This window comes from Pseudomonas sp. WS 5021 (genome assembly GCF_012985535.1).
Classification (GTDB): domain Bacteria; phylum Pseudomonadota; class Gammaproteobacteria; order Pseudomonadales; family Pseudomonadaceae; genus Aquipseudomonas.
On sequence record NZ_JAAQWP010000012.1, the window covers coordinates 54,760 to 73,308 of the forward strand.

The window sequence follows — 18,549 nt, forward strand, 5'->3', positions numbered from 1 at the left end:
GCCTGAGCTTAGCGCCTGCGCATCAGGCCAATAAAAAACAGGCCGCCAATCGCCGCCGTGGCCACGCCAATCGGCAGGTCCTCGGGGGCGATCAGGGTGCGGGCGGCGACATCGACCCACACCAGGAACAGGCTGCCCACCAGCACGCACACCGGCAACAAGCGCCGGTGCTCGGCGCCCACCAGGCGCCGGGCGATATGCGGCACCATCAGCCCGACAAACCCGATGGAGCCGCTGATCGACACCAGCACGCCGGTCATCAGCGAGGCAATCAAGAACACCTTGAGGCGCACATTGCGCGCGTTCAGGCCCAGGGTCACGGCGGTCTGCTCGCCGGCCATCAGCGCGTTGAGCGGGCGGGCCATGCCCAGCAGCAACAGTAGGCCCAGCAGCACCGTGGCGCTGGGGATCGCCAGCAGTTCCCAGCGCGCCAGGCCCAGGCCGCCGAGCATCCAGAACATCACCGCCGACGCCGCGCGATGGTCGCCCATGAACAGCAGCAGATTGGCCGCCGCCATCATCACGAATGACACCGCCACCCCGCACAGCAACAGGCGATCACTCTCCAGCCGGCCATTGCGGCTGGCCACCGCCAGCACCACCAGCATGCTCAGTAGCGCGCCGATGAAGGCGGCGATGGGCAGGGTCAGCAGGCCGATGATTTCGCCCACATGCAGCACTACGATTACCGCGCCCAGGGTAGCGCCCGAGGTCACCCCCAACAGGTGCGGATCGGCCAGTGGGTTGCGCGTGACCGCCTGCAAGACTGCGCCAATCAACGCCAGCCCGGCACCCACCAGCGCCCCGAGCAACATGCGCGGTACGCGGATCAGCCAGACGATATGTTCCTGGCCCACCGACCAGTCCACCGCCCCGATACCCAGGGCCTTGTGCAGCAGGATCCGCCACACCACGTCCACCGGCACCCGTGCCGAACCGAAGCCCAGCGAGACCACACAGGACACCAGCAGCACCGCGCCAAGGGCGGCGAGCAGCAGGGCATAGCGGCGCTCGATCATTGGCCGTGGAACCCCTTGGCCAGGGTTTCCACCGCCAGCACATTGTCGATCCCAGGTGTGGCCTGCACGTAGGGGATCACGATAAAACGCCGCTGCTTGATCGCGTCCACCGATTGCAGGGCCGGGTTATCCAGCAGGAACTGGATTTTCTGCTCGGCAGTGATTTCGCTGTAGTCGACGATCACGATCACCTGGGGGTTGCGCTCCACCACGGTCTCCCAGTTGACCCGGGTCCAGCTGGCGTCCACATCGTCGAGGATATTGCGCCCGCCAGCGGCAGCGATCAGCGCCTGGGGCATGCCCAGGCGGCCGGAGGTCATGGCGCGGTCTTCGCCGCTGTCATAGAGGAACACCCGTGGCTGTGTGGCGGGCAGGGTTTTGTGCACAGCGGCGACCTGGGCCTGCATCCGGGCGATCAGGGCGTCGGCGCGGTCCTGCACGTCGAAGATCCGGCCCAGGTTGCGCAGGTCGTTATAGGTGTCGTCCAGGGTTGCTGCCGGGCGCTTCATCACGAACGCGCAGGATTCGGTCAGCTCCAGCACGTTGATGCCCAACGGTTGCAGGGTTTGTGGGGTGAGGTCGCCCCCCACGCGCATGCCGTAGTCCCAGCCGGCGAAGAAGAAATCCACGTTGGCGTTGAGCAGGGTTTCCACCGACGGGTACTTGGCCGCCAGCTCCGGCAGGCCGTCGAGCAGCGTGGCCATTTGCGGGGTCACCGCCTTCCAGCCGGTCACGCCGCTGTAGCCGACCATGCGCGACTTGAGGCCCAGGGCGAGCATCATCTGGGTCATGTTGATGTCGTGGCTGACCGCGTGTTCAGGGGCCTGGTTGAAGATCACCTCGCGGTTGCAGCTCTGGATCTTCAACGGGTAGCGGGTGGCCTCGGCAAAGGCCTGGGTCGCACCGCACAGCAGGGTAAGGCACAGCAGGGAACGCAGGATCATGGTTGGGTTATCCAGGTGATTCGCGGGTAGCCGGAAAGTGGATGGGTATCGATCAGTGCCTCGACACCGAACACCTCGCGCAGCAGCTCGGCGGTCAGCACTTGGTGGGGCGTGCCGCTGGCGACGATGCGGCCATGGTTGATCACGTACAGGCGATCACAGAAGGCGGCGGCCAGGTTCAGGTCATGGATGCTGGCCAGGGTGCCGATCTGCAGGCGCTTGACCAGCCCCAGCAGCTCCAGTTGGTAGCGTGGGTCGAGGTGGTTGGTCGGCTCGTCGAGGATCAGCAGTTGCGGCTGCTGGGCCAGGGCGCGGGCGAGGATCACGCGCTGCTTTTCACCGCCGGACAGGGTGGCGAAGGTATGGTCCTCAAAACCCAGCAGGCCGACGGATTCGAGGGCGTGCTGAATCAGTTGGCGGTCGTGCAGGGTATCGCTGTCGAACAGCCCTTTGTGCGGGGTGCGGCCCATGGCGACCACTTCATCGACCCGCAGGCCGAAGGCGTCGGGGAACTCCTGCAGCACCACGGCGATGCGCTGGGCGCACCAGCGCGAGGATTGCTTCCAGACGTTCTGGTGATCCAGATGCACTTCACCCTGCTCGGGCTTGCTGAAGCGATAGGCGCAGCGCAACAGGCTGGTCTTGCCGCTGCCATTGGGCCCGATCAACCCGACAAACTCCCCGGCACCCACCTGCAGGCTGGCATCACGCAGGTGGAACTGGTGATGACAGTGGCCATGGCCCAGGGGGGACCAGGCGAGGTGGTGGAGGTTGAGTGTGGGCATCAAAAATCTCAAGTCAAACAGCGATCCAGGGGTGGTTAGAAGGTGTAGTCCGCGGTCACAAAGAACGAGCGCGGTTCACCCAGTATCCATTGCTGGCCGTCATTGTATTGGCTCACGGCATAGGTGCGGTCGAACAGGTTATTCAATTGCAGGCCCAATGTCGTGTTGCGCAGGGCTTTCCACGAAACAGTGGCGTCGACCACGGTGTAGCTGGGCAGCTCATTGCGGTTGGCCATGTCAGCGTAGCGCGCATCCACATACCGCACGCCGGCACCGGCGCGGATGTCGTCGCTCACCGCCTTGCTGACCCACAGGTTGGCCGTACGGCGCGGCACGTCCACCGGGCGATTGCCGTCGCGCGAGACCTGCACGCCGCCGACGCTCTGCTGGAAGTCGTCGTACTGCGCCCGCACGATGGCCGCGTTGGCCTGCAGTTGCCAGGCGTGGGGCAGTTGCAGGTCGAGGCTGGCCTCCAGGCCGTCGGAGGATTGCTGGCCCACTTGCTGTTTGAACTGCGTGTTGCCCGGCACATCGGTCAGCAGTTTCTTTTTGACGATATGGTAGGCCGCCAGGGTCCACTCGCCGCGCTGGTCCCAGAAAGCTTGCTTGATACCGATTTCGGTCTGCTTGGCGGTGGACAGGTCGAACGCCTGTTGGCTTGAGCTCAGGGAGATCAGCCCGCCGACGCCATCGGTGCTGGTGGCGTACTGGCCGTAGACCGAGGTGTCCGGGGTGAGGGCAAACACCAGGCCGGCCTTCCAGTTGTTGCCGGTTAGGGTCTTGTCGCTGCGCTCGGCGCTGCGCAGTTCATCGCGGTCCAGGTGCACGTAGTCGCGACGAATGCCGGTGACCAGGGACAGGCGCTCGCTCAGTTGCAGGCGGTTTTCGGCAAAGCCTGCGAACTGCTTGGTGGTGGTGGCGAACACCGGCAGGAACGGATCGGCGCTTTCAAACGGGGCTTGGGCCGGGTGTTTCACATCGATGGGCTGGCCACCGTCCACGACGTCGTTAAACGGTGAGTTGCTGGCCAGGCGAAAGCGGATGCGGTTGTATTCCACGCCGGTCACGGTCTGGCTGTCGAGGCCAAACAGGGTGTGTTTGAAGGTAAAGGTCTGGCGGTCGCCGACCTGTTCCTGGTTGTGCTTGATGCCAAAAAAACCGCTGCGGGTCAGTTGCCCGGCGCTGAAGTTGTAGTTCTCGGCGTTCTGCCAGCGGCGCTGGGCCTTGAGGTAGTACAGCTCGTTGCGCGCACTCAGGCTGTCGTTGATCTGCCACTCGCTGCTCAGGCGGGTCCACTGGTCGTTGTAGTGCTGGGTGTCGTTGCTGACGTTGTAGTTCTTGTCCCGCAGGCCCTTGTGCAGGTGGCCGTTGAGCAGCGGTGTGCCGAAATAGTTCTGCGGGCGTTGGTCGCCGTAGTCGTGGGCCAGGGTGAAGCTCAGGTTGTCGGCGGCCTGCCAGCGCAGGGCGCCGCTGGCAAAATCGCTGGCCGAGTCGCCACGGTCGATAAAGCCATGGCTGCGCAGGCGGTTGAGGTTCAGGCGATAGCTCAAGGTATCGGTCAGCGAGCCGCCGCTGTCCAGGGCCTGTTGCTGGCGATCATAGGAGCCGTAGCCCAGGCGGATGTGGTTTTCGATCTCGCCCTCAAAGGGCTTTTTCGCGACGGTATTGACCACCGCGCCGGTGGCGCCTTCGCCATACAGCACCGATGCCGGGCCGCGCAGCACGTCCACGCGTTCGACGGCCCAGGTGTCGACCGGGAAGGTCGAGGTGCCCATGCCGTTGTACAGGCGGTTGCCGTCATACAACTGCATCACCGAACCCTGGCCGGCAAACCCACGGGCTTGCAGCGAGGTACCGCCGTCGCCCGGGGTGCCGGTGCGGCTGATGCCGGTGGCGCGGGAGATGGCGTCCTGCACACTGGCGTCGCCGCGTTCGCGGATCTGCTCGCCGGTCTGGCTTCCGACACTGCCGGGGGTTTGCCGGGCGCTGAGGCCCAGGCGCGAGCCGGCGGTGGTCGGGGTGTCGAGGTCGACAGGTGCGCTGTCCACTGCCGGGGCGGTCACGGGGCTGACGGGCAGGGTCAGGGCCTGGGCACTGTTGTGCAAGGCAAGCAGGCACAGGCCGCTGGCAAGGTACTTGTTCATCGGACGACAGATCGCTTCTTCGAGACGGTACTCGCCGCTGAGCGCGGCGAGTGGGGACGGTGCAGTAAGTGTTATAAGTTAACACTTCTTGCGCTGGGGATGAAAGCCCGCGTAAGACTACATAACGCCTCTATGTAGGGCATCTCGCCTACCTCATGCAGAAGATGAGGCCGATTCACGTTGCTTGAAAAAACGCGCCAGTACCAGCCGATCCAACACCCACACCACGATCAGCGAGGCGCCGACCAGCGGGAAAATGATCGCCAGGGCCAGCATGATCAGCATCGCGGTTTTCCATTTCGGCAGGTCGTGGCGCAACGGCGGCACCCCTAGGCCGCCCTGTGGCCGGCGCTTCCACCAGATCACCAGGCCGCTGACGGCACTTAGCAGAATCATCAGGCACACCAGCAGCACGATGATCTGGTTGACCACCCCGAACATCTTGCCCTCGTGCAGCATCACCCCGGACTCGGTGACCCGCGCCACCGTGTTGTAGTGTTCCCAGCGCACATCGGCCAGGACCTTGCCGGTGTATTGGTCGACATGCAGGGTTGCGTCATTGCGCGGGTCGTTGGCGAACACGGCGATGGTGAACACGCCCGTGGCCGTGGTGGGGAAGGTGACGCTGTAGCCCGGCTCGACCTGGCGTGCGGTGGCCAGGTCCACCACCTGTTGCAGGCTGATCGCCGGGGCGGCCGGGCCGTGATGCATGCCGCCGTGCTGCATGTGTTCGGCATGCTCGCCGGACATCGGCATGGGGGTGTTTTCCAGGGCCCAGGGCACGGTCTGTTGCGTGGCGGTGTTGAGGCTGCGGGCCTGTTGGTCGGACTGCGGCACGTCATTCCACATCGCCGCTGGGAAGTGGTTCCACAGGTCGGCGTATTGCTTGCCCCAGAAGCCGGTCCAGGTCAGGCCGCTGAGGATCATCAGCAGCAGGAATGCGGCGCCCCAGAACCCGGTGACCCCATGCAGGTCGCGCCAGAACAGGCGCCCGCGACTGTCCAGGCGCGGCCACAGGATCCCGGCGGCGGATCTGCCGCGCGGCCACCACAGGTACGGGCCGGACACCACCAGCATCACCCCCCAGCCCGCCGCCAGCTCGATCAGGCGGTCGCCGGTGGTGCCGATCATCAACTCACCGTGCAGCGCACGGACGATGGCTTGCAGGTTGTAGGTCGCGTCCTGCTCGCCGAGTACGTTGCCGCGATAGGGGTCGACGAACACGGTCAGTTCGTGGCCGGCGTTGTGCAGGACAAACTGCGCGCTGCTGCTTGCGTCCACAGGCGGCAGGTATTTGCTGAGGGTGGCTTGTGGGTAGGCGGCCTTGGCGCGCTGCAATTGCTCGTCGGCGCTGAGGACGTGCGCGGCGGGCTCGACCTTGAGCAGGTCGGCATACATCAGCGGGTCCAACTGGGGTTTGAACAGGTAGATGATGCCGGTCACTGCCAGCAACACCATGAAGGGCGCGACAAACAGCCCGGCGTAGAAATGCCAGCGCCAGGCCAGGTTGTAGAAGGAAATCTTTGGAGGGTTCATCAGGGCGCTCCGCAAGGACTCTTATATGGGTATTGATGACGCTATTGCGGGCAATCCCCCTGTAGGAGCCGGCTTGCCGGCGATGAGGCCCTTGAGGACGCCATCACCGGCAAGCCGGCTCCCACAGGGGGGATTGCCCGCGATGTGGTTAGAAGCTCATATCCACCTTGGTCCAGAGCGTGCGCCCTGGCTCCTTGATAGCTTGCGGGTCGTTGGCCGGGTAGCCGAACCCGGCGTTGCCGGCCAGGTTCAAGTGTTCGGCGTAGGCCTTGCCGAACAGGTTGTCGACGCCGGTGCTGACCTTGAAGTTCTTGTTGATGCGGTACGCCGCGTTGAGGGAGAACACGCCAAAGCCACCGCTCTTGGCGAAGTCCTTGCCGACCACGTTGCCTTTGTTCTGGTCGATGCGGTTTTGCGCCGCCACCACGCGCCACAAGGCGCCGGCGCTCCAGTCGTCTTCGCTGTAGGTCAGGCCGAAGCGCGCGTCCAGCGGCGGCATTTGCGGCAGGGCCTTGCCGTCGCTGCTGTTTTTGCCCCAGGCATACGCCAGGGTGGCATCGGCTTTCCAATTGGAGGTCAGCTTGTAGGCGGCGCCCAACTCACCGCCCATGATCCGCGCGTCGATGTTCTGCGCCTGGGAAGTCATGCCCATCATCCCGGGGGTGTAGTTGAACAGGATGTAGTCGCGCACCTGGCCAACATACCCGGAGGCCCAGGCTTCAAGCTCAGCGGTCTTGTATTGCAGGCCGAAGTCCAGCTGGGTGGTTTTCTCCGGCTTGACTGCATCAAAGGCATTGAGCGAACCCGCCGGGCCTTTGCCGGGGGAGAACAGTTCCCAGTAGTCCGGGAAGCGTTCGGCGTGGCCGAGGCCGGCGTAGAGCGTGGTCGGGCTGTCGGCCAAGTCATGTTCATAACGCACGAAACCCGATGGCAGGGTGTCGGCGCGGGTATCGCCGGCGGTCGGGTTGGCGCGGCTCATCATGCCGCTGCCGGTGCGCTGGCGGTAATCCTTGGCCGAGGCGCGATCCAGGCGGGCACCCGTGATCAACCGGTCATTGTCGGCGGCGTACCAGGTCAGTTCGCCAAACACCCCGTAGTTATGGAAGTCGGCGTCCTTGGTGCGCGGCAGGTTCTTGTAGGTGTCGACACCGGCGCTGCTGCGCTGGCGGTGTTCGTTGGTCTGCGCGTCGATGCCGCTGATCAGTTGCACATCGGCCCAGCGCCAGGTGGCTTTGATCCGCGCGCCGAGGGTGCGGCGGTCGACGTTGGACGCCATGGGCCCGGCCATCATCCCGGTGCCCGATGGCGTGCGCAGGCTGTAGTTGTCCATCACATGGTCGGCGTAGTTGTAGTAGACCTGGGCTTCGACCTTGTCCAGCACCTCGCCGATGTTGGACTTCTCGAACCGCAGGCCGAGGCTTTCGCGCAGGAACTGCGAGCCGTCCATGCCACGCCCGGCGTAGCGCGCTTCGCCATCGCCACGGCCGGCGGTGAGCTCCAGCAGGGTGTCGGCGTCCGGGGTCCAGCCGAGGGCGACGTCGCCGTTCCATTTGTCGTAGCGCGAGGCGACGGTGTCGTTGTTGCCGTCCTTGTAGTCATCGGCGTGGGCCTGGTTGCCGATCACGCGGATATAGCCGAGCGAGCCACCGGCAGCGGCATCTACTACTTTGTCGAAGCGCCCGTTGGAGCCGGCGAGGATGCTGGCGTTGACCCGGGTACCCAGTTCGCCGAACTGTTCCGGCTCACGGTCGAACAGCACTGTGCCGGCCGAGGCGCCGGGGCCCCAGAGTACGGTTTGCGGGCCTTTGATCACGGTCAGCTTGTCGTAGGTTTCCGGGGAGATATAGGAGGTGGGCGCGTCCATGCGGCCAGGGCAGGCACCGAGCATCATGCTGCCGTTGGTGAGGATGTTCAGGCGCGAGCCGAACATGCCGCGCAGTACCGGGTCGCCATTGGTGCCGCCGTTGCGCACCAGGGCAAAGCCTGGGATGGTCTTGAGGTAGTCGCCGCCGTCACTGGCCGGCACCGGCTGGCGCGGGTCCTTGGGGTTGGTGACGATAGTCAGCGGGGAGCTGGGAGCGACGCCAGTAATCACCGTCGGGCTCAGCTCGTTGCGGTGCTCGGCGTGGTCGTCGGCATACGCCTGTGGCGCCAAGAGTGCGCCGCACAAAACGGCGAGCACAGGGGTACATCCCATACGGGTGTCAGCAGGAAACCTGGACATGAAAAATTCCATCAATCAGTCGTAAACAACACGGCCAGCAGCCTGCGGCTGTCTGTGTGAAGGCGGCCGTGCGAAGTTGTGTGTTATTGGCGGTCTACGACTGGCTGGGCGGTGCGCGGCTGCGGGCGCCGGGGAAGATGCTCTGCCGGGCATGGCCCAGGCGCGGTGCGGGGATCAGGCCGGTGGCCGGCGGCGGGCTGCCGAGGGCCACGAACGACACGCTGCCAGGCAGGGCCGGGCAACTGAACAACAGGCTGCAATAGCCGCATTTCTCCCACATCACGTGGTCGGCGGCGGGGGCCTTGGCATGCCCGGCCGGGTGCTGCGGGGCGGCATGGCAGATGTCGTCCATGGACATCTGCATGGACATGCCGGCGTGATGGTCCATCGGCATCGCTTGGGAAATCAGCGGTCCGATAAAGATCATCAGCATGGCGAACAGGCTGATCCAACTGCCGCGGGCCAGCCTCAAGGGCTGGCGGCGGCGCAGGGTCGAGCTGTTGGCGGGAGCACCCATGGGAGCGACCTGGGGTAGTTACTGGGCGTGCTGGTGCTCGTGGTTGGCCATCGGCGGCACTTTTTGTACCCAGACTTGCACTTTTACCGGCCCGGCCTTTTCGAAGTTCAAGGTCAGGGGGAAGTGCTGGCCGTCGCGCAACTGGCTGCGATCTTTAAGATCCAGGAGCATCACGTGATAGGCCATCGGTGCAAAGGTCAGCTCGCCCTTGGACGGCACGGCCACGCTGGGCACCTGTTGCATCTTCATCAGGTCGCCCTGCATCACATGCTCATGCAACTCGGCCTTGGCCGCCACCGGCGTATCGACACTGAGCAGGCGGTCCGGGGCTTCGCCCTGGTTATGGATCACAAAGTAGGCGGCAACCGTGGGTGCATTGGGCGGCAATTCCTGGGACCAGGGATCGCTTACCAGCAGGTCGCCGGCCTTGTAGTCATCGGCATTGGCAGCACTGAACACAGGCAGCAGCAAGGCCGCCAGAAGCAGGGAAGATTTGAGCATGGCAGTTCTCCAGAACGATTCAAACGCAGTTCAATTGCGAAGTGATCAAACGGTTGGAGAGGCGCGGGGGTTGAGGCTCGGCCATTGCTGGCGCGGGGTCGGGGCTTGCAGGGCAGGCGATGGCAGGCCAGGCGCCGGGTCGAAGCGGGTGAGATACAACTGCGGCACATGCCCCGGCAGCGCCACCAATGGCGCCGAGCCCGAACAGCACCAGCAATGCTGCATGCTGGAATGCTCGTCCTGCTGCGGCGCCGGTACATCCAGCGTGCCCAGGGACATCGCCACCAGCTTGCTGCCGGTGGACGAGCAGAAACTGCCCCACAGCAATTGCTCGGTAGGGCTTTTGCCCTGCTGCATCGCCCCAGCCATCGGCATGGCAAACGCATTGAACAGCACTGCAAGGCAGGCGATCCAGGCAAATGCAAAGCGTTGACGGGCCATGGCGGACAATCCGTAGGGTTAAGCGATCAAGTGGGTATTTAGCCTGATCGGGGGGCATAAGTAAAAGTTGCTGGTGTGGTTTGGTGTCGCAGTGATGTCAGGCGCTGTGCTTATCATGATAGACGCGAACGCAGGAATACCAATCGTGAAAACGCCGCAGTCCTAAATGTGGGAGCGGGCTTGCCCGCGATTGCGGTATGTCAGGATCAAATATGTTGACTGATACACCGCTATCGCGGGCAAGCCCGCTCCCACATTTGAGCAGTGTTGTTCTATAAGGCCTGCAATATCGAATCGACCGTCAAAAACTCCCGATCCACCCCCGCCAACACCGGCCGCTGCAAAACGACCACCGGTATGCCGCGCTCGCGGGCCACTTGCAGCTTGGGTTCGGTGGCGCTGCTGCCGCTGTTTTTGCTGATCAATACATCGATGCGCCGCCGTTCGAACAACGCCCGTTCGTCCTCGATCAAAAACGGCCCACGGGCGCCGATCACTTCGCAGCGTTCGTTGCCGGGGTAGGCGTCCAGCGCACGCAAGGTCCAGAACTGCCCGGCGGGGATTTCGTCGAGGTGTTGCAGCGGTTCGCGGCCGAGGGTGAACAGTGGGCGCTGGAAGGGTTTCAAGGCCTCGATCAGTTCGCTCCAGTCACTGACTTCACGCCAGTCATCACCCGGTTGTGGCTGCCAGGCGGGACGGCGCAGGGCCCAGCAGGGGATCGTGCACAAGCGCGCTGCCTGGGCGGCGTTGGCGCTGATTCGTGCGGCGTAGGGGTGGGTGGCGTCGAGTATCAGGCTGATGTTCTGGGCGCGGACAAACTGCGCCAACCCCTCGGCACCGCCGTAACCACCGACGCGGACCTGGCACCTCAGGTCAGTGGGCACCCGGCCAATCCCGGCCAGGCTGTAGATATGCTGGGGCCCCAGGGTGCGGGCGATGGCCAGGGCTTCAGTCACGCCGCCCAGCAGCAGGATGCGCTTCATAGCGGCTTGATCACTTCCAGCAAGGTGATGGGCAGCGCCTGGCGCCAGGTGTCGAATTCGCCCAGGGGCTGGGCCTGGGCCACATGGATGCGGGTCAGTTCGCCGCCGTGTTGTGTGCGCCAGTTCATCAGGGTCATCTCGCTTTGCAGGGTCACGGCATTGGCCACCAGCCGCCCGCCGGGACGCAGGTGTTGCCAGCAGGTGTCGAGCACGCCGTCGCGGGTTACGCCGCCGCCGATGAAGATTGCATCGGGCGCCTCCAACTCTGCCAGGGCCTGGGGCGCGCTGCCGCGAATCAATTGCAGGCCAGGCACGCCGAGGGCCTCGCGGTTGTGTTCGATCAACTGTTGGCGGCCGGCGTCGGCTTCAATTGCCAGGGCGCGGCAGCTGGGGTGGGCGCGCATCCATTCGATGCCGATGGAGCCGCTGCCGGCGCCCACATCCCACAGCAATTCGCCGGGAGTCGGGGCGAGGCGCGCTAAGGTCATGGCCCGCACATCGCGCTTGGTCAGTTGGCCGTCATGCTTGAACGCCGCATCCGGCAGGCCGGCCAGGCGTGACAGGCGTGGGGTATTGGCGTCGGCGAGGCAGTCGATGGCGATCAGGTTCAGCGTGGCAATCGGTGGGTCTTGCCAGCCTTCGGCGTGGCCATCGATGCGCCGCTCGGCGGTGCCCCCGAGGTGTTCAAACACACTCAGGCGGCTCGGGCCAAACCCGCTGGCGCGCAGCAACGCGGCGATGGCGGTCGGGCTCTGGCCGTCGTTGCTCAATACCAGCAAGCGCACGCCACTGGCCAGATGGGCATTGAGCGCGGCCACCGGGCGGGCGACCACCGATAGCGTCACCACGTCCTGCAACGGCCAGCCCAGGCGCGCCGCCGCCAGCGATACGGACGAGGGCGCTGGCAGGATCAACAGCTCATCCGCCGCCACCTGCCGTGCCAGGCTGGCGCCGACGCCGTAGAACATCGGGTCGCCGCTGGCCAGCACGCAGACCGGCTCAAAGCGCCGCGCCAAGAGCGGCTCCAGGGAAAACGGGCTGGGCCATAGCTCGCGTGTGCCACGGATGCACACCGGCAGCAAATCCAGCTGGCGCTGGCCGCCAATGATACGAGAGGCGCGCAACAGAGCATGCCGGGCATTCCTGCCCAGGCCCTTGAAGCCGTCTTCACCGATGCCTACTACCGTCAGCCAGGGCGACATATTGATTCCTTGAACGACATCCGACGGGCAGGCTTTTCATGCCGCCGGACAAAGCAGGCATAATACCGCGCCTTTACCCGTGAACCGGTAGCCCCCCGTGAAGCCACTTCCTCTGTCCACCAGCAAACGCCCCTCGGGTTGCCCGGGGTTGCTGCGTATTGTCCAGGCGTTGGATGGCGGGATTTGCCGGATCAAATTGGCCGGTGGGGCCATCACCGCCGCGCAGGCATTGGCCGTGGCGCACGCCGCGCAGGTTTACGCCGGTGGGGTGATCGAGGCGACCAACCGCGCCAACCTGCAGATTCGCGGTATTGGCCCGGAGCATGACGGCTTGATCGCGCATCTGCTGGCCGCAGGCCTGGGCCCGACCACCGCCGGCGGTGATGATGTGCGCAATGTGATGCTCAGCCCCGGCGCAGGCATCGACCGCGACATGCTGCTGGACACCCGGCCCCTGGCGGACCAGATCCTCGCCACCTTGCAAACCCATCCACGGTTCCATGAGTTGTCGGCCAAGTTCGCCGTGCAACTGGATGGCGGCGAAGCCCTGGCGATGCTCGAACATCATCACGACCTGTGGTTATCAGCCTACGCCGCGCAGGGCCAGACCTGGCTGGCGTTCGGCCTGGCCGGTTGCCCCGGGCAAGATCAACCGCTGGCCGCTGTCCCCGTGGAGCAAGGCCATGGGCTGGTCGTCGCCGTGCTGGAGCTGTTCCTCGACCTGGCGCGCCCGGAGCAGAACCGCATGCGTGAGGTGCTGGCGCAAACGTCTGTGGATAACTTCGTCGGGCGTTTGCACCTGCCGTTGCTCCGCGCCGATGGCTATCGCCGCCGCGCCAGCCCGAGCAGCTTGCGCCTGGGCACTTATCCACAGCGCCAACCGCAGCGGGTCTACGTGGCCGCCGTCACGCCATTGGGGCGCCTGGACTCGGCCATGCTGCGAGGCGCTGCGCAACTGGCCCTGGAGCATGGCGACGGCACATTGCGCTTCACCCCATGGCAAGGCTTGCTGCTGCCCAACCTGGCGCCGGACGTTGCCGTGGGCGTTACCGAAGGCCTGGCGCAGTTGGGCTTCCTCTGTTCGGCCGACCAGGCCCTGGCGCGGATGATTGCCTGCACCGGTTCCAGCGGCTGCGCCAAGGCCCAGGCCGACACCAAGGCCGACGCCCTGCACCTGGCCACGTTGCTACAGGACCACGGCCAGGGCCTCGACGTGCACTTGTCCGGCTGCCCGCGCACCTGCGCTGCGGCGCACATTGCCCCGGTCACCTTGCTGGCGGTGGGCACCGGGCACTACGACCTCTATTTTCGCGATGCAGGCCAGCCGGGTTTCGGCCGCCTGCACGCGCACAACCTTTCTATTGAAGCGGCGGGCGCCGTGTTGCGTGCCCGTCCACGGAGCAGCACCGATGATTGATTACATCCGCGACGGTCAGGAGATCTATCGCAACTCCTTTGCGATCATTCGCGCAGAGGCCAAGCTGGATCGCATCCCGGCCGACCTGGAAAAACTCGCCGTGCGGGTGATTCATGCCTGCGGCATGGTCGAGGCTATCGACGGTTTGCAGTTCTCTGAAGGCGCAGGCAAGGCCGGCCGTGAGGCCCTGGCCGCCGGTGCGCCGATCCTGTGCGATGCGCGGATGGTCTCCGAAGGCGTGACCCGTGCGCGCCTGCCGGCCAACAACGAGGTGATCTGCACCTTGCGCGACGATAGCGTGCCGCAGCTGGCACGGGAGCTGGGCAACACCCGGTCAGCCGCCGCCCTGGAACTGTGGCGCCCGCACCTGGCTGGCAGCGTGGTGGTGATCGGCAACGCGCCGACTGCCTTGTTCTACCTGCTGGAAATGCTCGACGCCGGCGCCCCCAAGCCGGCGCTGATCCTCGGTTTCCCGGTGGGCTTTGTCGGCGCCGCCGAGTCCAAGGCGATGCTCGCCGCAGACAGCCGTGGCGTGCCGTTTGTGATCATGCAGGGCCGCCTGGGCGGCAGTGCGATGGCCGCCGCAGCGGTCAACGCCCTGGCCACGGAGGTCGAATGATGCAGGCGCGTGGACGTTTGATCGGCCTGGGCGTCGGCCCTGGCGACCCGGAACTGATTACCCTCAAGGCCCTGCGCCTGCTGCGCGAATCGCCGGTGGTGGCGTACTTCGTCGCCAAGGGCAAGAAGGGCAATGCGTTCGGCATTATCGAAGCGCACCTGGTACCCCAGCAGACGCTGATGCCGCTGGTGTACCCGGTGACCACCGAAGCCTTGCCGGCGCCGTTGTCCTATGAACAGGTGATCAGCGATTTCTACGACGCTGCCAGTGTCGAGGTGGCCGCGCACCTGGATGCCGGGCGCGATGTGGCGGTGATCTGCGAAGGCGACCCGTTCTTCTACGGCTCCTACATGTACCTGCATGACCGCCTCGCCGAGCGCTACGACGCCCAGGTCATTCCCGGGGTGTGCTCGATGCTCGGTGGCGCCTCGGTGCTGGGCGCGCCATTGGTGTATCGCAACCAGAGCTTGTCGGTATTGTCCGGCGTGCTGCCCCACGACGAACTCAAGCGCCGCCTGGCCGATGCCGATGCGGCGGTGATCATGAAGCTGGGGCGCAACTTCACCAAGGTGCGCCAGGTGCTTGAAGAGCTGGGGCTGGCCGGGCGCGCGCTGTATGTGGAGCGCGCCACCATGGCCAACCAGAAAATCGTCGCGCTGGATCAGGTCGAGCCCATGTCTTCGCCGTATTTCTCGCTGATCATCGTGCCGGGCGAAAGGTGGCAAGGGTGATGACGCCGGCGATCGTAGTCCTCGGCCAGGGCAGCCTGGCCACCGCGCGCAGCATCCAGCAGGTCTACCCCGGCGCCTTGATCCACGGCCTGGCCGGCCGGGTTGAGGGGGCCGACCAGGCCTATAGCGAATTTGGCGTGACCCTGCGTCAGTTGTATCAGCAGGGCACGCCGATCATTGCCTTGTGCGCGGCCGGGATTGTGATCCGCACGTTGGCGGCGCTGTTGCTGGAAAAAGGCGAGGAGCCGGCGGTGCTGGCTGTTGCTGAAGACGGTAGCGCGGTGGTGCCGTTGCTCGGTGGCCTGGGCGGGGTGAATATCATGGCGCGGGAAATCGCGGCGGCCCTGGGTGTGGCTGCCGCGATTACCACCAGTGGTGAGCTGCGTTTTGGCACCTGCCTGCTCAACCCGCCCCAGGGTTATCAACTGGCGGACCTTGAACTGGGCAAGCGCTTTGTCGCGGACCTGCTGGCCGGCGAGCATGTGCGTATCGAAGGCGCTGCGCCATGGCTGGAGCAGGCCAACCTGGCGCAGGACCAGCAGGCGCGCCTGAGCATTCATGTCGGCAATGCCGAGCGGGTGCCAGCGGCCAATGAGCTGCTGATCTATCCGAAAAACACTTGGATCACCTGCCGCCCGGGCGCCGGTTTGGCCGCGCGGGTGCGCCAGGCGTTGCAGCAGGACGGCATCGCCGTGCAGTCCCTGGCGTGCCTGCTGGCCGATAATGCCGATATGGCCAGTGGCCAACTGCATGAGGCCGCGCTGGAGCTGGGCGTACCGCTGCGCTTTACGGCGCTGGCCGCCGGGCCGGAGCTGGTCATCCATTCGAGCGCTGCGCCGGTGGACCTGGCGCAACTGGGCCACCCCCGTGGCCGCCTTGCGGTGATCGGCCTGGGCCCCGGCGCTGCCGAACTGATGGTGCCGGCGGTCAAGGCTGAGCTGGCGCGTTGTACCGACGTGCTGGGCTACGAAACCTATGTGCGCATGGCCGGGCCGTTTCGGGCCGACCAGGTGCAGCACTGCACCGACAACCGCGAAGAGATGCAGCGGGCGCGGCATGCCTTCGCGCTGGCGGCCGAGGGGCGTTCGGTGGTGGTGGTGTCTTCCGGCGACCCTGGGGTGTTCGCCATGGCTGCGGCGGTGCTGGAGGCGTTGCACGAATCCAGCGACCCGGCCTGGCAGCGGGTCGAGCTGGAGATCCTGCCGGGGGTCTCGGCATCCCTCGCCACGGCGGCCCAGGCGGGTGCGCCACTGGGGCACGACTTCTGCGTGATGTCGCTGTCGGACAACCTCAAGCCCTGGTCGATCATCGAGAAGCGCCTGGACCTGGCATGCGAGGCCGACCTGGCCCTGGCGTTCTACAACCCGATCTCGCGTTCGCGCCCCTGGCAACTGGGGCGCGCTCTGGAAATCGTCGCCCGGCACCGCGTTGCCAGCACGCCGGTAGTGCTGGGACGCGATATCGGTCGCCCTGGGCAGACGCTGCGCACCACTACCCTGGGCCAGTTGACCCCGGACCAGGTGGATATGCGCACCATGGTGCTGGTCGGTTCGTCCACCACCTGCGCGTTCCCTCGGGTGGGCGGTGGCGAGTGGGTGTACACGCCACGCTGGTATGGCGAGAAGCCGGCCTCCTGAAACGATAGCGGCCCCGCGATGGGGCCGCTGATCTGTCAGAAAACGCTAATCATCGATGACAGAGATTTCTGCATTCACCCCCGCCGTTTCGCAATGCCATCAACGGTTCCTCCCTTTTAGTTGCAGAAAGTAAGCCTGCTGTTATCAGGCTTCACCCCATCCCCCGTGTTTGCGAGGGGGCCAAGGGGCGCAGGTTTTTCCTACGGCCAAATAACCCTATTTGTACCCCCTGAAAAAAGTTCAATCACACGACTAGTGTTTCTTGTAAGCCCGTGTGGGTTTTTGTGGAGAAACAGTTATGGAGCGCAAACATAAACGAATCGACGTGGCGAAAAAGAACAAGCTGATTGCGGCATACCGGCTGCCACTGACCAGTCAGCCGTCGGGTTCGCCAGGGCCCGCCCAGGCCGATGGCGACTTGAATGGCGCGGTGATCAACAACAGTGTGTTTTCGTTTGTGGCGGGCATGAGCCGCCTCAACAAGGAATACACCCGCAAGAGTTACCTGTTGGCCAGTAGCTACGTGAGTGATGTGCTGAAAGTGGGGCGTGGTACGCAGGCCTGGTACGACGAGTTCATCAAGGTCATGGGCAACCTTGGGTGGTTGCCGATACGCAGCAGTTTCGAACGGGTCACCACTTCGGTGAAGGGGCTGAGCGTGCAGATGGCGGCGCTGAACATCATCACGTCCACGGTGGCCTCGACGTTCCTGTCGGGCTCCCTGGCCATGGCACTGCCCAAGTTGGCGGCGGATGCCTTCGAGGCGTTGAAGCAGCTGTCGGCACCGTTTGATCTGTTCAAGCGCAATATCGTCAACCATGAGGGCGGCGACTTTGGCCTGGCGTCCTGTTCTGAGGTCGACGGAGAGGTGTTGATGGTGCTGGTGACCTACAGCGCCCATGGCGTGAGCAAGAAAGTGGGGGTGCCGTTTTTTGAATGGGACAGTTCCACGGTCGAAGCCTACAGTGGCCAGACCTGCCTGATGCTCAATCCTGCCGTGGTCAACGACGCAACCCTCAAGCAGTTGCGCGAGAGTGCAGGCGACAAGGTCTTGCTGGCGATTGCCCAATACCGGATCTGACCGTTGCCTCAGGGCACCAGGTAACCGCGCACTCCGGTAAAGATGATCTGCGCTGCCAGTGCGCACACGAACAAGCCCATCAGGCGGCTGACAATCTGCAGCCCTTGGTCGCCGAGGATGCGTTCGATGCGGTTGGACAAGTACAGCACCACGCCCACCGTCAGGCTGGCCAGGGCAATGCTCAGGATCGCGGTGAGCTTGTCATCCCAATGGGGCTGGCTGACGCCCATCACCAGCAGCGCACCGATGGTGCCGGGGCCGACCGTCAAGGGGATGGTCAGGGGGACGATGGTCACGTCCTGCTGCACGTTGTCGGTCTGCACTGCCGACTTGCCCTGGGCCATGCCCAGGGCGGAGATAAACAACACACTGCCGGCGCCGATGCGGAAGGCATCCACGGTGATGCCAAACACACTGAAAATCACCCGGCCAAACAGGTAGAGCAACACGCTCGACACCAGTGTCGCCAAGGCGACCTTCCAGGCCAGGCGCCGCCGTTCCTTGCTGGAATAGCCACGGGTCAGGCTGATAAAGCAGGACAGGACGAAGAAGGGGCTATACAGCACCAGCATCTTCAAATAAACGCTGAACAACACGTGGAGCATGGTGGGAGCTCACAGCGAAGGAAGGGCGAGGGAGAGTTTATCAGGCTTGCAGGCCGGAAGGCGCGACTGCGAACCAATGTGGGAGTGGGCTTGTGTAGGAGCTGGCTTGCCTGCGATAGCATCGCCTCGGTACATCAGGTATATCCAGGTGATGCTATCGCAG

At 64.7% G+C, this 18,549-nt stretch carries 17 protein-coding genes; 5 read left to right on the forward strand and 12 right to left on the reverse strand.

All coding sequences use genetic code 11. From position 1 onward, the window contains the following. Positions 1 to 8: 8 nt before the first annotated feature. The 11 genes from HBO19_RS26605 to cbiE all read right to left on the reverse strand — a co-directional run bounded on the left by HBO19_RS26605 (position 9) and on the right by cbiE (position 12,296). The gene (locus HBO19_RS26605; RefSeq protein ID WP_169952094.1) at positions 9 to 1,019 is read right to left on the reverse strand and encodes an iron ABC transporter permease; all 1,011 of its coding nucleotides are present in this window, start codon (positions 1,017 to 1,019) and stop codon (positions 9 to 11) included. Further along, complete coding sequence (locus HBO19_RS26610) at positions 1,016 to 1,963, reverse strand: ABC transporter substrate-binding protein (protein ID WP_170058623.1); 948 nt, start codon at positions 1,961 to 1,963, stop codon at positions 1,016 to 1,018. Before HBO19_RS26610 ends, HBO19_RS26605 begins: the two co-directional genes overlap by 4 nt. Next, entirely contained in the window at positions 1,960 to 2,748 is a 789-nt protein-coding gene (locus HBO19_RS26615) for an ABC transporter ATP-binding protein (RefSeq protein ID WP_170058624.1), read from the reverse strand. The genes HBO19_RS26610 and HBO19_RS26615 overlap by 4 nt, the downstream gene beginning before the upstream one ends. 35 nt (positions 2,749 to 2,783) lie before the next feature. Next, on the reverse strand, positions 2,784 to 4,892 hold the full coding sequence (locus HBO19_RS26620) for a TonB-dependent receptor (protein ID WP_170058625.1): 2,109 nt from the start codon (positions 4,890 to 4,892) through the stop codon (positions 2,784 to 2,786). A 153-nt stretch (positions 4,893 to 5,045) separates the two neighbouring features. Continuing rightward, positions 5,046 to 6,428 (reverse strand): PepSY domain-containing protein, encoded by a 1,383-nt coding sequence (locus tag HBO19_RS26625; RefSeq protein ID WP_170058626.1) that lies wholly within the window; start codon positions 6,426 to 6,428, stop codon positions 5,046 to 5,048. Between the two features lie 148 nt (positions 6,429 to 6,576). Then, positions 6,577 to 8,652 carry a TonB-dependent copper receptor gene (locus HBO19_RS26630; protein ID WP_169952084.1) on the reverse strand — a complete coding sequence of 692 codons (2,076 nt, stop codon included), beginning with the start codon at positions 8,650 to 8,652 and terminating at the stop codon, positions 6,577 to 6,579. A 94-nt stretch (positions 8,653 to 8,746) separates the two neighbouring features. Then, the gene (locus HBO19_RS26635) at positions 8,747 to 9,169 is read right to left on the reverse strand and encodes a DUF2946 domain-containing protein (protein ID WP_169952083.1); all 423 of its coding nucleotides are present in this window, start codon (positions 9,167 to 9,169) and stop codon (positions 8,747 to 8,749) included. A gap of 18 nt (positions 9,170 to 9,187) precedes the next feature. Beyond that, a complete protein-coding gene (locus HBO19_RS26640) occupies positions 9,188 to 9,670 on the reverse strand; it encodes a copper chaperone PCu(A)C (RefSeq protein ID WP_169952081.1) in 483 nt (160 codons plus the stop codon). A gap of 45 nt (positions 9,671 to 9,715) precedes the next feature. After that, positions 9,716 to 10,111 (reverse strand): DUF2946 domain-containing protein, encoded by a 396-nt coding sequence (locus HBO19_RS26645; protein ID WP_170058627.1) that lies wholly within the window; start codon positions 10,109 to 10,111, stop codon positions 9,716 to 9,718. A gap of 272 nt (positions 10,112 to 10,383) precedes the next feature. Beyond that, positions 10,384 to 11,094 (reverse strand): cobalt-precorrin-6A reductase, encoded by a 711-nt coding sequence (locus tag HBO19_RS26650; protein WP_170058628.1) that lies wholly within the window; start codon positions 11,092 to 11,094, stop codon positions 10,384 to 10,386. After that, positions 11,091 to 12,296, reverse strand: a complete 1,206-nt coding sequence (gene cbiE / locus HBO19_RS26655; protein ID WP_170058629.1) for a precorrin-6y C5,15-methyltransferase (decarboxylating) subunit CbiE — start codon at positions 12,294 to 12,296, stop codon at positions 11,091 to 11,093. The genes HBO19_RS26650 and cbiE overlap by 4 nt, the downstream gene beginning before the upstream one ends. A 112-nt stretch (positions 12,297 to 12,408) precedes the next feature. On the opposite strand from cbiE, the gene cobG reads away from it, so the two are divergent. The 5 genes from cobG to HBO19_RS26680 all read left to right on the forward strand — a co-directional run bounded on the left by cobG (position 12,409) and on the right by HBO19_RS26680 (position 17,781). Then, positions 12,409 to 13,713 carry a precorrin-3B synthase gene (cobG, locus tag HBO19_RS26660; protein WP_170058659.1) on the forward strand — a complete coding sequence of 435 codons (1,305 nt, stop codon included), beginning with the start codon at positions 12,409 to 12,411 and terminating at the stop codon, positions 13,711 to 13,713. Further along, complete coding sequence (locus tag HBO19_RS26665; RefSeq protein WP_169952069.1) at positions 13,706 to 14,332, forward strand: precorrin-8X methylmutase; 627 nt, start codon at positions 13,706 to 13,708, stop codon at positions 14,330 to 14,332. Before cobG ends, HBO19_RS26665 begins: the two co-directional genes overlap by 8 nt. Continuing rightward, entirely contained in the window at positions 14,332 to 15,063 is a 732-nt protein-coding gene (locus HBO19_RS26670) for a precorrin-2 C(20)-methyltransferase (RefSeq protein WP_170058660.1), read from the forward strand. The genes HBO19_RS26665 and HBO19_RS26670 overlap by 1 nt, the downstream gene beginning before the upstream one ends. Beyond that, complete coding sequence (cobJ, locus tag HBO19_RS26675) at positions 15,063 to 16,700, forward strand: precorrin-3B C(17)-methyltransferase (RefSeq protein ID WP_170058630.1); 1,638 nt, start codon at positions 15,063 to 15,065, stop codon at positions 16,698 to 16,700. Before HBO19_RS26670 ends, cobJ begins: the two co-directional genes overlap by 1 nt. Positions 16,701 to 16,998: 298 nt before the next feature. Then, on the forward strand, positions 16,999 to 17,781 hold the full coding sequence (locus HBO19_RS26680) for a hypothetical protein (RefSeq protein ID WP_169952065.1): 783 nt from the start codon (positions 16,999 to 17,001) through the stop codon (positions 17,779 to 17,781). Positions 17,782 to 17,789: 8 nt separating this feature from the next. Here the strand turns inward: HBO19_RS26680 and HBO19_RS26685 are convergent, their stop codons facing one another. After that, positions 17,790 to 18,386 carry a MarC family protein gene (locus tag HBO19_RS26685; protein WP_003171467.1) on the reverse strand — a complete coding sequence of 199 codons (597 nt, stop codon included), beginning with the start codon at positions 18,384 to 18,386 and terminating at the stop codon, positions 17,790 to 17,792. Positions 18,387 to 18,549 lie beyond the last annotated feature (163 nt).

Bases quoted from the DNA above. Each gene is read 5' to 3' on its own strand.
- HBO19_RS26620 (WP_170058625.1), bottom strand. From the start codon at position 4,892: ATGAACAAGTACCTTGCCAGCGGCCTGTGCCTGCTTGCCTTGCACAAC.
- HBO19_RS26615 (WP_170058624.1), bottom strand. From the start codon at position 2,748: ATGCCCACACTCAACCTCCACCACCTCGCCTGGTCCCCCCTGGGCCAT.
- HBO19_RS26645 (WP_170058627.1), bottom strand. From the start codon at position 10,111: ATGGCCCGTCAACGCTTTGCATTTGCCTGGATCGCCTGCCTTGCAGTG.
- HBO19_RS26605 (WP_169952094.1), bottom strand. From the start codon at position 1,019: ATGATCGAGCGCCGCTATGCCCTGCTGCTCGCCGCCCTTGGCGCGGTG.
- HBO19_RS26635 (WP_169952083.1), bottom strand. From the start codon at position 9,169: ATGGGTGCTCCCGCCAACAGCTCGACCCTGCGCCGCCGCCAGCCCTTG.
- HBO19_RS26680 (WP_169952065.1), top strand. From the start codon at position 16,999: ATGGAGCGCAAACATAAACGAATCGACGTGGCGAAAAAGAACAAGCTG.
- cobJ (WP_170058630.1), top strand. From the start codon at position 15,063: ATGACGCCGGCGATCGTAGTCCTCGGCCAGGGCAGCCTGGCCACCGCG.
- HBO19_RS26625 (WP_170058626.1), bottom strand. From the start codon at position 6,428: ATGAACCCTCCAAAGATTTCCTTCTACAACCTGGCCTGGCGCTGGCAT.
- HBO19_RS26650 (WP_170058628.1), bottom strand. From the start codon at position 11,094: ATGAAGCGCATCCTGCTGCTGGGCGGCGTGACTGAAGCCCTGGCCATC.
- HBO19_RS26665 (WP_169952069.1), top strand. From the start codon at position 13,706: ATGATTGATTACATCCGCGACGGTCAGGAGATCTATCGCAACTCCTTT.
- HBO19_RS26640 (WP_169952081.1), bottom strand. From the start codon at position 9,670: ATGCTCAAATCTTCCCTGCTTCTGGCGGCCTTGCTGCTGCCTGTGTTC.
- cbiE (WP_170058629.1), bottom strand. From the start codon at position 12,296: ATGTCGCCCTGGCTGACGGTAGTAGGCATCGGTGAAGACGGCTTCAAG.
- HBO19_RS26610 (WP_170058623.1), bottom strand. From the start codon at position 1,963: ATGATCCTGCGTTCCCTGCTGTGCCTTACCCTGCTGTGCGGTGCGACC.
- HBO19_RS26685 (WP_003171467.1), bottom strand. From the start codon at position 18,386: ATGCTCCACGTGTTGTTCAGCGTTTATTTGAAGATGCTGGTGCTGTAT.
- HBO19_RS26630 (WP_169952084.1), bottom strand. From the start codon at position 8,652: ATGTCCAGGTTTCCTGCTGACACCCGTATGGGATGTACCCCTGTGCTC.
- HBO19_RS26670 (WP_170058660.1), top strand. From the start codon at position 14,332: ATGCAGGCGCGTGGACGTTTGATCGGCCTGGGCGTCGGCCCTGGCGAC.